Here is a 14,558-nt window from a genome sequence, read left to right on the forward strand (position 1 = left end):
GGCTCTTCCCTGCGCCCGCCAAGGCACAATGTCGGGATGAATATTGTGATCCTCGACGATTACCAGGATGCAGTGCGCAAGCTGCATTGCGCATCGCGGCTCGACGCATACACCGCCAAGGTCTACACCAACACGGTCAAGGGGCTGGGGCAACTTTCGGTGCGTCTCAAAGATGCAGACATCATCGTGCTGATCCGTGAACGGACCCAGATCACGCGCCAATTGGTCGAGAAGCTCCCTCGGCTCAAGCTCATTGCACAAACCGGCAAGATTGGCAGCCACATTGATGTGGCGGCATGTACCGAGCGCGGCATTGCCGTGGCAGAGGGAGTTGGATCCCCTGTGGCACCCGCTGAGCTGACCTGGGCCCTGGTGATGGCCTCCATGCGCCGACTGCCCCAGTACATCTCCAACCTCAAGCATGGCGCCTGGCAGCAGTCTGGTCTCAAGACCGCCTCGATGCCCGCCAACTTCGGGATCGGCAACGTGCTGAGGGGCAAGACCCTGGGTATCTGGGGCTATGGCCGCATCGGACAACTGGTGGCTGGGTACGGACGCGCGTTTGGCATGAACGTGCGCGTCTGGGGTCGAGAGGCATCGCGTGCGCAGGCGTTGACAGACGGCTACCAGGCAGCGGCCACACGGGAAGAGTTCTTCTCGCAATGCGATGTGATCTCTTTGCACCTGCGCCTGAACGACGAGACGCGCGGCATCATCTCGCTCGAAGACCTTTCGTGCATGAAGCCCACTTCGCTGCTGGTCAATACATCACGCGCAGAGCTGATCGAGCCAGACGCCCTGATCGCGGCCCTCAACCGGGGTCGCCCAGGCTTGGCAGCAGTGGATGTGTTCGAGAGTGAACCTATCCTGCAAGGCCACGCCCTACTTCGTCTCGAAAACTGCATTTGCACGCCACATATTGGGTACGTGGAACAGGACAGCTATGAGCTCTACTTTGGTGCAGCTTTTGATAACGTGGTGAATTTCATCAAAGGCACACCCACCAACATCGTGAACCCGGGCTCACTACAGGTGAGGCGCTAGCGGCAGTCGGTCATCCACCAGTTCCAATTACGCGACTGGCTGTTGTACCTCTGACCCGTCCTGAATAGCGTTGACACCCAGGACGGTTAAAAACTCCAGCCGGACTATCCGGCCAATGACGCCCGATGCACTGCATCGGGCGTTTGCATTTTCAGCGACAGATGCGGTCGCTCGCAGTTATAGATGTCGACTGACTGCTCGACCATGCGTCTGGCCTGCCCCAGATCGGCGGGGCGCTGCAGCAAGAACTCACTCTTCAAGATGCCATTGACCCGCTCGGCCAGCGCGTTCTGGTAGCAGTCGTAGCCGTCCGTCATCGAGCAGATCACGCCGTGGCGCTTGTGCAGGGCCTGGTAGTACGTCGCGCAGTACTGGATACCCCTGTCGGAGTGGTGCACCAACTGTCGGCTGCTCTGTCGCCCCGAGAGCGCCATCTTCATGGCCTGCGCCACCTCTTCGGTCTGCAGGCTCTCATGCACGTGCCAGCCGACGATCTTCCTGGAATACGCATCCGTGACCAGGCTCAGATAGACGAACTTGCCGTGTGTGGGCAAGTAGGTGATGTCAGCCACCCAGACCTGCTCGCTGCCGCTGGCGTGGATCTGTTGCGGCCCTACCTTGAGAAGGTTCGGATGGTGCCTGAAGCGGTGGTGACTGTCTGTTGTCTTGTGATACGCCCGCCGGGGTGCCACCAGCAGCCTGGCATTGCGCAGGACGTCGAACATTGCATCGCGGCCCAAGTCGATGCCTCGGCGCTGTAGCGGCTCCTGCAATAAGTGGTGCAGCTTGCGCGTGCCTATGCGTGGTTGGCGCATGCGCTGCTCGCGCACCAACTCCACCACCGTCTGCGCATTCGCCAAGCGATCGGCCTCGCGGCGCCTACCCTGGTAATACGCCTGACGGCTGTGGCCCATATGCTGGCAAGCCCTCTTCACGCTCAACCCTGCGATGAGGTTTTGCGCGAGGACTTGCCCAAAGGCTTTTTTACGATGCGCACCCCATAGTCCTTGCGCAGCACGTCGATGACGGCTTCGAATAGCCTGGCCTTCTCCTGCGCCTGTGCGAGCTGCACCTGCAGCGCCTTGATCTGCTGCTCGGGCGTGAGAGCAACAGTGTTCTTCTTGTCTATCGGCATGGCTGCAGATGATGCCGCAGGACTCCAGCCCAGGCGACCGTGCTTGCGCAGCCAGACCAGAACCGTCGAGCGACCCTGGATGCCGTAGTGCTGCTGCGCCTGTTTGTACGTGAGCTCGCCTTTTTCCACCTGCTCCACCACCGCCAACTTAAAGGCCAGTGTGTAGTCGCGCTGCGTGCGTTTGACACTTGATTCCATGACACATACCCTTTTTGAAAGGTCCTCGTGTCAACGCCAGGCAGGACGGGTCACTCACAACAAAAAGGCTTCCCGAGGGAAGCCTTTTTTGATGGCCGCGGGGCATCGAAATGCCCCACAGCAGCAAGCCACACTCAATTACAGAGGTGTCTTCTTGCCGTCCTTGTAGACGTACAGCGTGATGGCTGGGTTCTTCATTTCGCCGTTGGACTCGAAGGCGATGGTGGAGGTCACGCCCTTGAAGTTGGCCTTGGCCAGTTCGTTCACGTACACCTTGGGGTCCACGGAGTTGGCGCGCTTCATGGCGTCGACCAGCAGGAACGTGGCGTCATAGGTGTAGGGGCTGTACACCTGGAACTGGCCAGGGTACTTGGCGTCGTACTTGGCCTTCCAGGCGGTGCCGCCAGGCATCTTGGCCAGCGAGGAGCCGCCTTCAGCGCAGATCACGTTGGCCAGGGTCTTGGCGCCAGCAGCCAGCTTGGCGATTTCAGACGTGCAAACCCCGTCACCACCGAAGTACTTGACGTTGGCCATGCCCAGTTGCTCCATCTGGCGCAGCATGGGGCCGGCTTGAGGGTCCATGCCGCCGTAGAAGATAGCGTCGGGGTTCTTGGCCTTGATGGCGGTCAAGATGGCCATGAAGTCGGTGGCCTTGTCGGTCGTGAACTGCTCGTCCACCACCTTCATGCCCTTGGCCGTAGCGGTTTTCTTGAACACGTCGGCAACGCCTTGGCCGTAAGCCGTACGGTCATCGATGATCGCAACGGTCTTGAGCTTCAGCGTGTCCACTGCGTAGAACGCCAGACCAGCGCCGAGGGCGTTGTCGTTGGCGATGATACGGAACGTGGTCTTGTAGCCAGGCTTGGTCAGGTTGGGGTTGGTTGCAGCGCCCGTCACCATTGGGATGCCGCAATCGTTGTACACCTTGGAGGCGGGAATCGTGGTACCGGAGTTGAGGTGGCCGACAACGCCAACGACCTTGGAGTCGCACAGCTTTTGTGCAGCAGCAGTGCCCTGCTTTGGATCGGCAGCGTCATCTTCAGCTTGCAGCTCGAATTTGATCTTCTTGCCGCCGATGGTGACGCCTTGAGCGTTCAGCTCTTCAATGGCCATGCGGGCGCCATTTTCGTTGTCCTTGCCGTAGTGGGCTTGGGCGCCGGAAACCGGAGCCACGTGGCCGATCTTGACCACCTGCTCTTGTGCAGAGGCCACACCAGCAACAGCCGCGATAGCAGCAACCACGGTCAGTTTCAACTTCAATTGCATATCAAATCTCCAGTAAAGATAAACGCTGAGAATCTTCTTGTGTCTCAACGCAGGCGAACATATCGCAATTTACGGGCCAGATCATTAGGGAACACGATTAAACGCGAGAGAAACCACAGGGGAATACCCTGTCATCTCTTTGGCGCAGGCGGCGCACCGCTTGCCAACTCGTCTGCCACGGCTTCATACACCGCATGCCGGACCACCGACTCGATCTCTTCGCGCAGGCGTGGCAGCACCGAACGCGTCTGCTCCTGCACCACTGAGGCGATTGCCTCGCGCAGGCGCTGATCGAGCACCACATCCACACGCTGCATGACGCGGTGCACCATGTATTCCTCTATCCCTTCGGGCAAGGCGCGGGCGGCAACAGGCGCGGACACCGGTGGCATCCCTACGGAAGTGGCAGCAGCGAAGGTTGATGGGCGTTGCTGGGCAGGTGAAGCCACAGCGCGCGACGCTTGAGAAGAAACCACCGGCGGTGGCGCAGCCAAGGTCGGCGCCGGAGGACGCGCCGTAGATGCCAGTGCACTGGCCTGCGGCATCGCAGTGGGCCGCACTGCGGGCGGGGCTGCCTTTGCCAGCGCAGCCGACTGCGCTGGAGAAAGAACTGTCGTGCGCGCTGCTGGATTCGTAGCGCCCTGCGCCGGGGATGCGGCGTCGGGCACTTGCACCACTTCGGTGAGCGTGGGTACAAAGCGCGGAGGGGTCTTGGGGGGGAGCGCCATCAGCCCGCTTTCAGCACCAGATCGTGGCGGGTAATGGCATAACCGCGGGACGCGTAATGGCGCCACCGCGTGCGCGCCTGGGCACGGTCGGCTTCGTCCTGGGCACTCACGACTTCCACCAGGCGGTCAAACCGGCCAAAACCCTCGGGCACTTCTGCATGAAGATTCAGCAAGACTTCGTGGTGCGGCGCCAAGCGTGCATCTTGCGCCAGCAATACCGGCGAAGCCTGAACCAGCTCCTCGTCGGCGTCGGCATGGCAGTGGGCCACAAAGTCCTGGGGGGCCATCAACCAGAGCATGCGGTCCAGCGTCTGGAGCGCATCCGCCGGCGCTGCGATGACCAAGCGGGCTCCGCTGCGCTGCACTTTGCGTGCGAACCGACATGCATACGCCAGCTTGTCGGGCGCGTTGAAGTGAAAGGCCACCTCGGTCATGGCACGGTCAAGCAGACTTGCTGCCAGCGGGCCGTTTGGCGGCAGGCCTGCGGGCAGTGCCCGTAGCCGCCTTGCTGGTCGCAGAGCGCGACGTGGACTTGGGGGCCTTTGCCGTACGGACCTGCGACCTGGACTGTTCGAGCACATAGTGCACCAGCAGCCCCACGGGCCGGCCTGTAGAACCCTTGGCCGCCCCACCTTTCCACGCGGTGCCTGCAATGTCCAGATGCGCCCACGGCATGTCGCCCACGAACTTTTGCAAGAACTTGGCAGCAGTGATGGAACCGCCCGCACGGCCAGCCACATTGCCCATGTCGGCAAAGTTGCTCTTGAGGCCGTCCGCATAGTCGTCATCCAGGGGCATGCGCCAGCAAAGGTCTTGCGCGGCTTCGCCGGCCGCCTGCAAAGACTCCGCCAGACCATCGTTGTTAGCGAACAGGCCGCTGCGCACGCCGCCCAGCGCGATCACGCAGGCACCCGTCAGTGTGGCGATATCCACCACCGCGGCAGGCTTGAATCGCGCGGCGTAGGTCAACGCATCGCACAACACCAGGCGCCCCTCTGCATCGGTGTTCAAAATCTCGATGGTCTGACCGCTCATGCTGGTGACCACATCACCGGGCTTAACGGCGCGCCCGTCTGGCATGTTTTCGCACGCCGGGATCAGGCCCACTACATTGACGGCAGGCTGCAGTTCACCCAGCGCGCGGAAGGTACCCAGCACACTGGCAGCGCCGCACATGTCGAACTTCATCTCGTCCATCTCGGGCGCAGGCTTGATCGAGATACCGCCGGTGTCAAAGGTGATGCCTTTGCCCACCAGAACGATGGGCGCCCGGTCCTTGGCCGCGCCGTTGTAGCGCAACTCGATGAAACGCAGCGGCTCTTCAGAGCCCTTGGCCACCGCCATGAAAGCGCCCATGCCCAGGCGCGCCACCTCTGCGGGGCCATGCACCTTGCACTGGATGCGTGGCAGCTTGGCGAGGGTTTTGGCCGCGTCAGCCAGCAGGCTGGGCGTGGCATGGTTGGCCGGGCGGTTGCCCCATTCCCGCGCAAACTCTACGCCAGCCACCAAGGCCACACCGCTGTCAAACCCGTCACGCGCGCTGGCCGCATCCGGCACGCCCACCACACAGCGGCTCAGGCTGCGTGCCTCCACCTTGGTCTTGGTGGTGGTGTACACATAGCTCACATCTGCCACGGCCTGAACAGCAGCGCTGACGGCCGCCGCCTGGGCCTCGCCCGCGAAACACAGTACCACGCGCTTGGTGTGTGGCGCCTTGATGGCGCCGCCCAGCGACTGGAGGGCCTGGCGCGTTGCGCGCGCCGAGCCGTCACCCAGGCCCACCAGCACCACGCGGCGGGCTGCGACGGCAGGCACCTGGTACAGCTGCAGGTGTTTACCGGCTTTGGTGGTCAGATCTCCATTCTTGAGCGCCAAGGCCGCCAGGGCGGACAGCGCATCCTTGCCGGGCTTGAAGCCCTCGGGAAGCAGGACGATCAGCAGGTCGCATTTCTCCGAAGCTGCCGCAGCAAGTTCAAGGGTCTTGAGATCAAAGTTCATAATTGGTGTTTTCCTTCGAGCCAATGTTATTCGATTCATCCATCCGCAAGGAGCTGGCGCGCAGCTTCGGCGCGACCCTTGTGGTGCTGGTGACCGTGGTCATGACCATGATGCTCATCCGCACACTGGGTCAGGCCTCCAAGGGCAGCGTCAGCCCGTCCGACGTGATGCTCGTCATGGGCTTCACCGTATTGGGTCAGTTGCCCACCATTCTCAGCCTCAGCCTGTTCATCGCGGTCGTCGGCACGCTGTCGCGCATGTACCGCGACAGCGAAATGGTGATCTGGTTCGCCAGCGGGCGCGGCCTGATCAGCTTGGTGCGCCCCCTGTTGCGATTTGCATGGCCGGTGATGGTGGTGATCGCTGTGCTGTCGCTGCTGGTGTGGCCATGGGCCAACTCCCAGATCCAGGAACTCAGGACCCGCTACGAGCAGCGCAGCGACATCGACCGCATCGCCCCGGGCGAGTTCCAGGAATCCTCCAACGGCAGCCGCGTGTTCTTCATTGACAAGGACACCCCGGACACACTGGCGGCCAACAACGTGTTCATTGCTGCGAATGACGGCAAACGCGAATCCGTCACCTCCGCCCGCAGCGCCCGGCTGGAGACCCAGGGCGGTGAACGCATGGCCCTGCTGAGCGACGGCCAGCGCCTGGAGACGTCACGGGACAAGCCCGGTGTGAAGATCAGCGAGTTCAGCCTGTACGGCACCCGCATTGGCAGCGCGCCCCCTGGGTCGGCTGGAGAGCAGGCGGTGAAGACACGCACCACCTACGACCTCGTCATGCAGCCGCTGCCCGCCTACCGCGCCGAGCTGGGATGGCGACTCGGCCTTGCACTCGCTGCCCTCAACTTTGTGCTGCTGGGCCTGGCCGTGGCCAGCGTCAACCCACGCGCAGCGCGCAGCACCAGCATGGTGTTCGCGCTGTTTGCCTTCATCGTCTACTACAACCTCATGACCCTTGGCCAGAGCTGGGTGGGTGCCGACCGGCTGGGCCTCACCAGCTTCATGGTGATGCTGCATGGCGGCATGCTGGCGGTCTCGCTGCTGGTGCTGGCGGTGCGGCACAACCAATGGACGGTGCGGCGCCTGTGGCGATCTGCTGAGGCGGGAGGACAGTCCGCATGAAAACCATCCGCCGCCTGATTCACCGCGAGGCCCTGGGCGCCGTCACCTTCGTCACCGTAGGTTTTCTGGCCCTCTTCTTCTTCTTTGACCTGGTGGATGAGCTCCGCTGGGTGGGCCGTGCCGGGGAAGATGGCTATCAGCTATCGCACGCGTTGCTGTTTGTGGTGCTCAGCATCCCCAGTCACCTGTATGAACTGCTGCCCATCACGGTACTGATCGGCACCATCTTCGTGATGGCGCGCCTGGCACAAAGCTCCGAGTTCACCATCATGCGCACCAGCGGCATGGGCCCTTGGCGCGCACTGCGTACCCTGCTCACGCTCGGCGGCGTCTTTGTGCTGCTGACGTTTGCTGTCGGTGACTACCTGGCTCCCCTGACCGACCGCACTGCGCAGCTCATCAAGGTGCGCTACTTGGGACGGCTCACAGCGGGCGCCACAGGTGCATGGCTCAAGGAGCGGCAAGAAGACCATTCGTTTGCCGTCAACGTGCGCGCACTCACTCCCAATGGCGGCATGCTGGACGTGCGCATCTTCGAGTTTGACGAGAAGGGGCGCCTGGCGTCGCAGACCCGGGCTGCGTCGGGGCAGTTCGGCACCGATGGATCGTGGACCCTGGAGAAGGTGCAGCGCAGTCACTTTGAACAACAAAGCGACAAGAACGAGGCCCGCGTGGAGCACCTGGAGAGCCCCTCCCTGCAGTGGCCGACCAAGATCAGCGCCGACATGGTGGCGGCGTCCCTGCTCAAGCCTGACCGCATGGCCACGCTGGACCTCTTTCAGTTCATCCGGCACCTGAACGCCAATGGACAGTCCGCGCAGAAGTACGAGATCGAGTTCTGGCGCAAGGTGTTCTACCCCTTGAGCTGTCTGGTGATGGTGGTGCTAGCACTACCTTTTGCCTACCTGCATTTCCGCTCGGGCGGCATCGCGGGTTATGTGTTCGGCGGCGTGATGGCGGGTATCAGCTTCTTCCTGCTCAACAACGTTTTCGGCTACGCGGGCAACCTGCAAAACTGGTCGCCATGGCTGACAGCGGCGGCACCCGGCCTGATTTATTCCCTGCTCTCGCTGGCGGCGTTTGGCTGGCTGGTGCTGAGACGCTGACACTCTGACTTTGCCTCGCCCCATGACCCAAGCCATCGTCCTGTTTGCCCACGGGTCCCGCGACCCCTTGTGGCGCGCCCCTATGGAGGCAGTCGCAACGCGCATTGCGGCGCAAAGCCCTGGCCGCCAGGCTATCTGCGCTTACCTGGAACTGTGTGGACCCTCCCTGCCAGACGCCGTCCGGCAACTGGTGGCCGATGGGGCCACCGCTGTCACAGTGGTTCCGATGTTCCTGGGCACCGGCAAACATGCGCGTGAGGACTTGCCCTTGCTGGTGCAAGAGCTGCGCACCGCACATCCTGGAGTTCAATTCCATGTGCAGACAGCCATCGGAGAAGACCCCCGCATGACGGCCCTGATGGCCGAGATCGCCTGCGAAAGCCCGCCGATCTGAAATTTCCGAGAGTGCGGTCCGTTTGCTTAGACGATTGCAGCATAATGATGCAATCCTTTAGGCAATATTCGATATGAATCTGCACCAATTCCGCTTCGTTCAAGAGGCTGCGCGCCGCAACCTCAACCTGACCGAGGCCGCCAAGGCCCTGCACACCTCGCAGCCGGGCGTCTCCAAAGCCATCATCGAGCTGGAAGAAGAACTGGGCGTGGACATCTTTGCCCGCCACGGCAAGCGCCTCAAGCGCATCACCGAGCCCGGCCAGCATGTACTCAAAAGCATCGAGGTCATCATGCGCGAGGTGGGTAACTTGAAGCGCATTGGCGAGCAGTTCAGCGCACAAGACAGCGGCACCCTCAGCATCGCCACCACCCACACCCAGGCGCGCTACGTGCTGCCGGTGCCCGTGGCGCGGCTGCGCGAGGCCTATCCCAAGGTCAACGTGAGCCTGCACCAGGCCACGCCCCACGAAGTGGCCCGCATGATCATCGACGAGGTGGCCGAGATCGGCATGGCCACCGAATCCCTGGCGGACTACCCCGAACTCGTCACCCTGCCCTGCTACGAATGGCAGCATGTGCTGGTGGTGCCCAACGACCACCCGCTGGCGAAAAAAGAACGCATTGGCCTGGACGACCTGGCCCATGAGGCCCTGATCACCTACCACCCTTCTTTCACCGGCCGGGGCAAGATCGATCACGCCTTCGCAGCGCGCAAGCTCACGCCCCGCATCGTGCTCGAAGCCATTGACTCCGACGTGATCAAGACCTATGTGCGCCTGGGCCTGGGCATTGGCATCGTGGCCGAAATGGCCATGCGCGATGACCCGGTGGGCGACCTCGCCGTGCGCCCCGTGGGCCACCTGTTTGGCCAGAGCGTGGCCCGCGTGGCCTTCAAGCGCGGCGCCTATCTGCGCAACTTTGTCTACAAGTTTGCCGAGCTGCTCAGCGACCGCCTGAGCCGCGAACTGATTGCCCGCGCGATGACGGGCCATGTCAACGACTACGAACTCTGACCTGCGCTCCCCACCAGAAGCCCCTCACTCTTACCGAATTTCCCCGCATTTCAAGCTGCTGCGCCATGACCACCAACACCGCCCGCACACCCGCCTTCCCCAGCAAGCTGCCCAACGTCGGCACCACCATCTTCACCGTGATGTCCGCCCTGGCCGCAGAGCACAAGGCCGTCAACCTGGGCCAGGGCTTCCCCGACTTTGAATGCGCGCCCGAGCTGGTGAACGCCGTCACGGCCGCCATGCAGGCCGGCCACAACCAGTACCCGCCCATGACCGGGGTGCCCATGCTGCGCGAAGCCGTGGCCCGCAAGATCGAGGCGCTGCACGGCCGCGCCTACAACCCCAACACCGAAATCACCATCACCGCGGGCGCCACGCAGGCCATCATCACCGCCATCCTGGCCATCGTGCACGCGGGCGACGAGGTGATCGTGCTCGACCCCTGCTACGACAGCTATGTGCCCAACATCGAGCTGGCCGGTGGCAAGGCCGTGCGCGTGCCGCTCACGCCCGGCACCTTCCGCCCTGACTTCGCCAAGATCAGCGCGGCCATCACGCCCCGCACCCGCGCCATCCTCATCAACAGCCCGCACAACCCCAGCGCCACCATCTGGACGGCCGAGGAAATGCGCCAGCTCGAAGACCTGCTCGCGCCCACCGACATCCTGCTCATCAGCGACGAGGTGTACGAGCACATGGTGTTCGACGGCGCCGAGCACCAGAGCGCCGCACGCTTTGCAGGCCTGGCGGCCCGTGCGTTCATCGTGTCCAGCTTTGGCAAAACCTTCCACGTCACCGGCTGGAAGGTCGGCACCGTGGCCGCCCCCGCCGCGCTGACGGCCGAGTTCCGTAAGGTGCACCAGTTCAACGTGTTCACCGTCAACACCCCCGTGCAGCACGGCCTGGCCGCCTACCTGCAAGACCCCACACCCTACCTGCAGTTGCCCGCGTTCTACCAGGCCAAGCGCGACCTGTTCCGTCAGGGGCTGGAGGGCTCACGCTTCAAGCTGCTGCCCAGCACGGGCAGCTACTTCCAGTGCGTGGACATCTCGGCGATCAGTGATTTGAACGAGGCCGATTTCTGCCAATGGCTGACCCGCGAGGTGGGCGTGGCCGCGATTCCGTTGTCAGCGTTTTATGGCGACGGGTTTGACCAGCGTGTGGTGCGGTTCTGCTTCGCCAAGAAGGACGAGACGCTGCGCGCCGCGCTGGAGCGGCTGCGCAAGCTCTGATCCGCAGGGCCCTCCAGGGCTCTTACTTCGTCTGCCGCGCCAGCCACACCCCCGCAGCCGCCAGCGCCATCCCGGCCAGCGCCCAGCCGCTGAGCGTCTCGCCAAACATGGCCCAGGCGATCAGCGCTGTGGTGGGCGGGGTCAGGTAGAACAGGCTGGCCACATTGACCGCGCCGCCCCGGCGGATGAGCAGGTTCAGCAGGCTCACGGCGCCAAGCGACAGCACCAGCACCAGCCAGCCCAGCGCAAACACAAACTCGCCGGTCCACGATATGGTCATGGATTCGGTGGCGTAGGCGACGGCGGCCATGGCCACGGCACAGGGCAGGTAGTGAATGACAGAGCCCGTGCGCAAGTCGAACGAGGGGCAAAACCGCTTCTGGTACAGCGTGCCCGCCGTGATGCCCAGCAGCGCGACCACCGCTGGCAGCAGCATGCCCAGCAAAGCACCCGCCGGCACGGTAGCCACCTTGCCGGCCACTACCAGCGCCACGCCGGTGAAGCCCAGGGCCAGGCCCGCCCATTGGGCAGGCCGCACCTTCTCGCCCAGCAAAGCCCCGGCCACCAGGGCTGTCAGCGGCGGCTGCAACCCCACCACCAGCGCCGTGATGCCCGATGGCAGCCCATGCCCAATGGCGATGAACACACCGCCCAGGTACACGCCGTGCACCAGCAGGCCCGACACACCGATGTGCAACCAAGCCTTGCCCGACGGCGGCCACGGCGCATGCGCCACGGCAACCACCGCGAGCATGAGCACGATGACAATGGCAAACCGCAGCGCCAGAAAGGTCAGCGGCTCCACATACGGCAGCCCCAGCTTGGCGCCGATAAAGCCAGTGCTCCAGAGCGCCACAAACAGCAGAGGGACGAGGGAATCGAGCGGACTGGAAGCGCTGGAACGGAGCGGTGTGGCCTGGGTCATGGAGGAAAGAAGCGTGATGCAGGGTGGGGATGATCGCACCTTGCACACGCCTTTGCTTCAGGCCGATGCGAGCGTTCTCTTATGAACCATTGGGAGAACGGACAGACCTCAAGGTGCGCCACACCTGCCCAGCGCGCAGACGCCCGAAGCCAGTGCGAGAACCGGCAAACCCGCGCTTCAAGGCAACACTTTGAATAGAAACGGTCTGTAGCGCTTGAATATCATGCGTATGAAGCTACAAATTCAATAGCAAACTACCACACATCTTTCTGCCCACCTGGCCTGGCGCCCGCGCATCTTGATGCGATCTTGATACCCCACACCGCACTCTTGCGCCCATCTTGATGCGGCCGTTCCTAGCATCGGTCCATGTCTCAAGGAGGACGCTATGGACTGGATATTGATGGCGGTGGGAGGCCTGCTCTGGCTGGCCGTCTATGGCTTGGCCAAGGGTTGCGCGCTGCTGCAACGCCAGGCACAAGGGGGACGGTCATGACCAGCGGCTGGATGATTCTGGCGGCCGTGCTGGCTGCAGGCCTTTTGGTGTACCTGATCGCCGTGCTGCTGCGGCCGGAGGACTTTTCATGAGCACCGGTGCCTGGCTGCAATTGGCAGTGTTTATCGCACTGCTGCTGGCGCTGGCTTGGCCGCTGGCGCGTTACATCGACACCGTGATGGCGGGCCGCTTTGCGCTGGGACGGAGGCTGGAAGGCCCGCTGTTCCGACTGGCAGGCGTGTGGCCCGATGAAGAAACCGGCTGGCTGCGCTACACGCAGGGCCTGCTGGTGTTCAACGGCCTGGGCGTGCTGGCCGTGTATGCGCTGCAGCGCTGGCAAGCCGTGCTGCCGCTCAACCCTCAGGGCATGGCTGCGGTGGCACCCGATTCGGCCTTCAACACCGCCATCAGCTTTGTCACCAACACCAACTGGCAAGGCTATGGCGGCGAGAGCACCATGAGCTACCTCACGCAGATGCTGGCGCTGACGGTGCAGAACTTTCTGTCTGCCGCGACGGGCTTGGTGGTGGTCATCGCGCTGGTGCGTGGCTTTTCAAGGCACTCTGCACAATCCATCGGTAACGTATGGGCCGACCTGACCCGTGCGACGCTGTGGGTGCTGCTGCCCTTGTCGCTGGTGCTGGCCGTGGTGTTTGCAGGCCAGGGCGTGATCCAGAACCTGTCGCCCTATACCGAGGTGCAGACTCTGGAGCCCGTGCACTACGAAGCCCCCAAGCTGGATGCTGCCGGGCAGCCAGTGCTGGACGCGCAAGGTGCCCCGGTCACCGAGCCTGCGACACAAACCACCCAAACCCTGGCGATGGGCCCCGTGGCCTCACAGCTCGCCATCAAGATGCTGGGCACCAACGGTGGCGGCTTCTTCAACGCCAACTCGGCCCACCCGTTCGAGAACCCCTCGGCCGCCAGCAACCTGCTGCAGATGCTGGCCATATTCCTCATCCCCGCCGCGCTGTGCCTGGTGTTTGGCCGCATGGTGGGCGATGAGCGCCAGGGCTGGACGATTCTGGCCACGATGAGTCTGCTGTTTGTGGTCGCCGTGGTAGCTGCCACCGCCTTCGAGCAGCAAGGCAACCCACTGCTGGCATCGCTGGGTGTAGACCAAACTGCCAGCGCCCTGCAGGCCGGCGGCAACATGGAAGGCAAGGAGACGCGCTTTGGCATCGCCACCTCGGCCTTGTTCGCCGTCATCACCACGGCCGCCAGCTGCGGCGCAGTGATTGCCATGCACGACAGCTTCACACCCCTCGGCGGCATGGTGCCCATGGTGCTGATGCAGATAGGCGAGGTGGTGTTTGGCGGCGTGGGCTCGGGCCTGTACGGCATGCTGGTGTTCGCCATCATGGCGGTGTTCATCGCCGGGCTGATGATTGGCCGCACGCCCGAGTACCTGGGCAAGAAGATCGAGACGCATGAGATGAAGCTCGTTGCCATCGCCATCCTCGTCACGCCGTTGCTCGTATTGCTCGGTACCGCCGTGGCGGCGATGAGCGAGGCAGGCCGCGCAGGTCTCTCCAACCCCGGCGCGCACGGCTTCAGCCAGGTGCTGTACGCGCTGTCTTCTGCCGCCAACAACAACGGCAGCGCCTTTGCGGGCCTGTCGGCCAACACACCCTTCTTCAACGTGCTGCTGGCGGTGGCCATGTGGCTGGGCCGCTTTGGCGTGATCGTGCCGGTGCTGGCCATGGCCGGGTCCCTCGCCGCCAAGAAGCGCGCTACCGCCACCGATGGCACCTTGCCCACCCACGGCCCGCTGTTTGTGGCGCTGCTGGCAGGCGTGGTGCTGCTGGTGGGCTTGCTGAACTATGTGCCCGCCCTGGCGCTGGGCCCGGTGGTCGAGCACCTGGTGCTGACCACACGCTGAAGAAATGGC

14 protein-coding genes are annotated in these 14,558 nt (G+C 63.3%); 8 read left to right on the forward strand and 6 right to left on the reverse strand.

What is annotated here, in order from left to right; translation table 11 throughout:
* The first annotated feature begins 36 nt into the window (after positions 1 to 36).
* On the forward strand, positions 37 to 1,044 hold the full coding sequence (locus tag C380_RS12660) for a D-2-hydroxyacid dehydrogenase family protein (protein WP_015014252.1): 1,008 nt from the start codon (positions 37 to 39) through the stop codon (positions 1,042 to 1,044).
* 104 nt (positions 1,045 to 1,148) lie between these two features.
* Here C380_RS12660 and C380_RS12665 read toward each other — a convergent pair.
* The 5 genes from C380_RS12665 to C380_RS12690 all read right to left on the reverse strand — a co-directional run bounded on the left by C380_RS12665 (position 1,149) and on the right by C380_RS12690 (position 6,369).
* Positions 1,149 to 2,377, reverse strand: a protein-coding gene (locus C380_RS12665) for an IS3 family transposase (RefSeq protein ID WP_369750442.1) whose coding sequence is annotated in 2 segments (ribosomal slippage) — positions 1,149 to 2,032 and positions 2,032 to 2,377 — 1,230 coding nt in all. Because the reading frame shifts where the segments join, the coding sequence is not laid out codon by codon here.
* A 138-nt stretch (positions 2,378 to 2,515) separates the two neighbouring features.
* Positions 2,516 to 3,643: a branched-chain amino acid ABC transporter substrate-binding protein gene (locus C380_RS12675; RefSeq protein WP_015014253.1), complete on the reverse strand. Its 1,128-nt coding sequence runs from the start codon at positions 3,641 to 3,643 to the stop codon at positions 2,516 to 2,518.
* A 131-nt stretch (positions 3,644 to 3,774) separates the two neighbouring features.
* Positions 3,775 to 4,371, reverse strand: a complete 597-nt coding sequence (locus C380_RS12680; protein WP_085944661.1) for a hypothetical protein — start codon at positions 4,369 to 4,371, stop codon at positions 3,775 to 3,777.
* Positions 4,371 to 4,805, reverse strand: coding sequence for a DNA polymerase III subunit chi (locus tag C380_RS12685; RefSeq protein ID WP_015014255.1), 435 nt, complete (start codon positions 4,803 to 4,805; stop codon positions 4,371 to 4,373). The genes C380_RS12680 and C380_RS12685 overlap by 1 nt, the downstream gene beginning before the upstream one ends.
* A gap of 7 nt (positions 4,806 to 4,812) precedes the next feature.
* On the reverse strand, positions 4,813 to 6,369 hold the full coding sequence (locus C380_RS12690; protein WP_015014256.1) for a leucyl aminopeptidase: 1,557 nt from the start codon (positions 6,367 to 6,369) through the stop codon (positions 4,813 to 4,815).
* Positions 6,370 to 6,392: 23 nt separating this feature from the next.
* Between C380_RS12690 and lptF the strand changes: the two genes are divergently transcribed.
* From lptF to C380_RS12715, 5 genes are all read left to right on the forward strand, one after another.
* On the forward strand, positions 6,393 to 7,499 hold the full coding sequence (lptF, locus tag C380_RS12695; RefSeq protein WP_015014257.1) for an LPS export ABC transporter permease LptF: 1,107 nt from the start codon (positions 6,393 to 6,395) through the stop codon (positions 7,497 to 7,499).
* Positions 7,496 to 8,605, forward strand: coding sequence for an LPS export ABC transporter permease LptG (gene lptG / locus C380_RS12700; protein ID WP_015014258.1), 1,110 nt, complete (start codon positions 7,496 to 7,498; stop codon positions 8,603 to 8,605). Before lptF ends, lptG begins: the two co-directional genes overlap by 4 nt.
* 22 nt (positions 8,606 to 8,627) lie before the next feature.
* Positions 8,628 to 8,999 (forward strand): sirohydrochlorin chelatase, encoded by a 372-nt coding sequence (locus C380_RS12705; protein ID WP_015014259.1) that lies wholly within the window; start codon positions 8,628 to 8,630, stop codon positions 8,997 to 8,999.
* A gap of 73 nt (positions 9,000 to 9,072) precedes the next feature.
* The gene (locus C380_RS12710) at positions 9,073 to 10,014 is read left to right on the forward strand and encodes a CysB family HTH-type transcriptional regulator (RefSeq protein ID WP_015014260.1); all 942 of its coding nucleotides are present in this window, start codon (positions 9,073 to 9,075) and stop codon (positions 10,012 to 10,014) included.
* A 65-nt stretch (positions 10,015 to 10,079) separates the two neighbouring features.
* The gene (locus C380_RS12715; protein ID WP_015014261.1) at positions 10,080 to 11,246 is read left to right on the forward strand and encodes a pyridoxal phosphate-dependent aminotransferase; all 1,167 of its coding nucleotides are present in this window, start codon (positions 10,080 to 10,082) and stop codon (positions 11,244 to 11,246) included.
* A 22-nt stretch (positions 11,247 to 11,268) separates the two neighbouring features.
* On the opposite strand, the gene C380_RS12720 is transcribed toward C380_RS12715, so the two are convergent.
* On the reverse strand, positions 11,269 to 12,171 hold the full coding sequence (locus C380_RS12720; protein WP_015014262.1) for a DMT family transporter: 903 nt from the start codon (positions 12,169 to 12,171) through the stop codon (positions 11,269 to 11,271).
* A gap of 492 nt (positions 12,172 to 12,663) precedes the next feature.
* On the opposite strand from C380_RS12720, the gene kdpF reads away from it, so the two are divergent.
* Together kdpF and kdpA are read left to right on the forward strand one after the other, a co-directional pair.
* Positions 12,664 to 12,759, forward strand: coding sequence for a K(+)-transporting ATPase subunit F (gene kdpF / locus C380_RS12725; RefSeq protein ID WP_043565393.1), 96 nt, complete (start codon positions 12,664 to 12,666; stop codon positions 12,757 to 12,759).
* Positions 12,756 to 14,549, forward strand: a complete 1,794-nt coding sequence (gene kdpA / locus C380_RS12730) for a potassium-transporting ATPase subunit KdpA (protein ID WP_015014263.1) — start codon at positions 12,756 to 12,758, stop codon at positions 14,547 to 14,549. The genes kdpF and kdpA overlap by 4 nt, the downstream gene beginning before the upstream one ends.
* Positions 14,550 to 14,558: the final 9 nt, after the last annotated feature.

Source organism: Acidovorax sp. KKS102, assembly GCF_000302535.1.
In the GTDB taxonomy this organism is placed as follows: Bacteria; Pseudomonadota; Gammaproteobacteria; order Burkholderiales; family Burkholderiaceae_C; genus Acidovorax.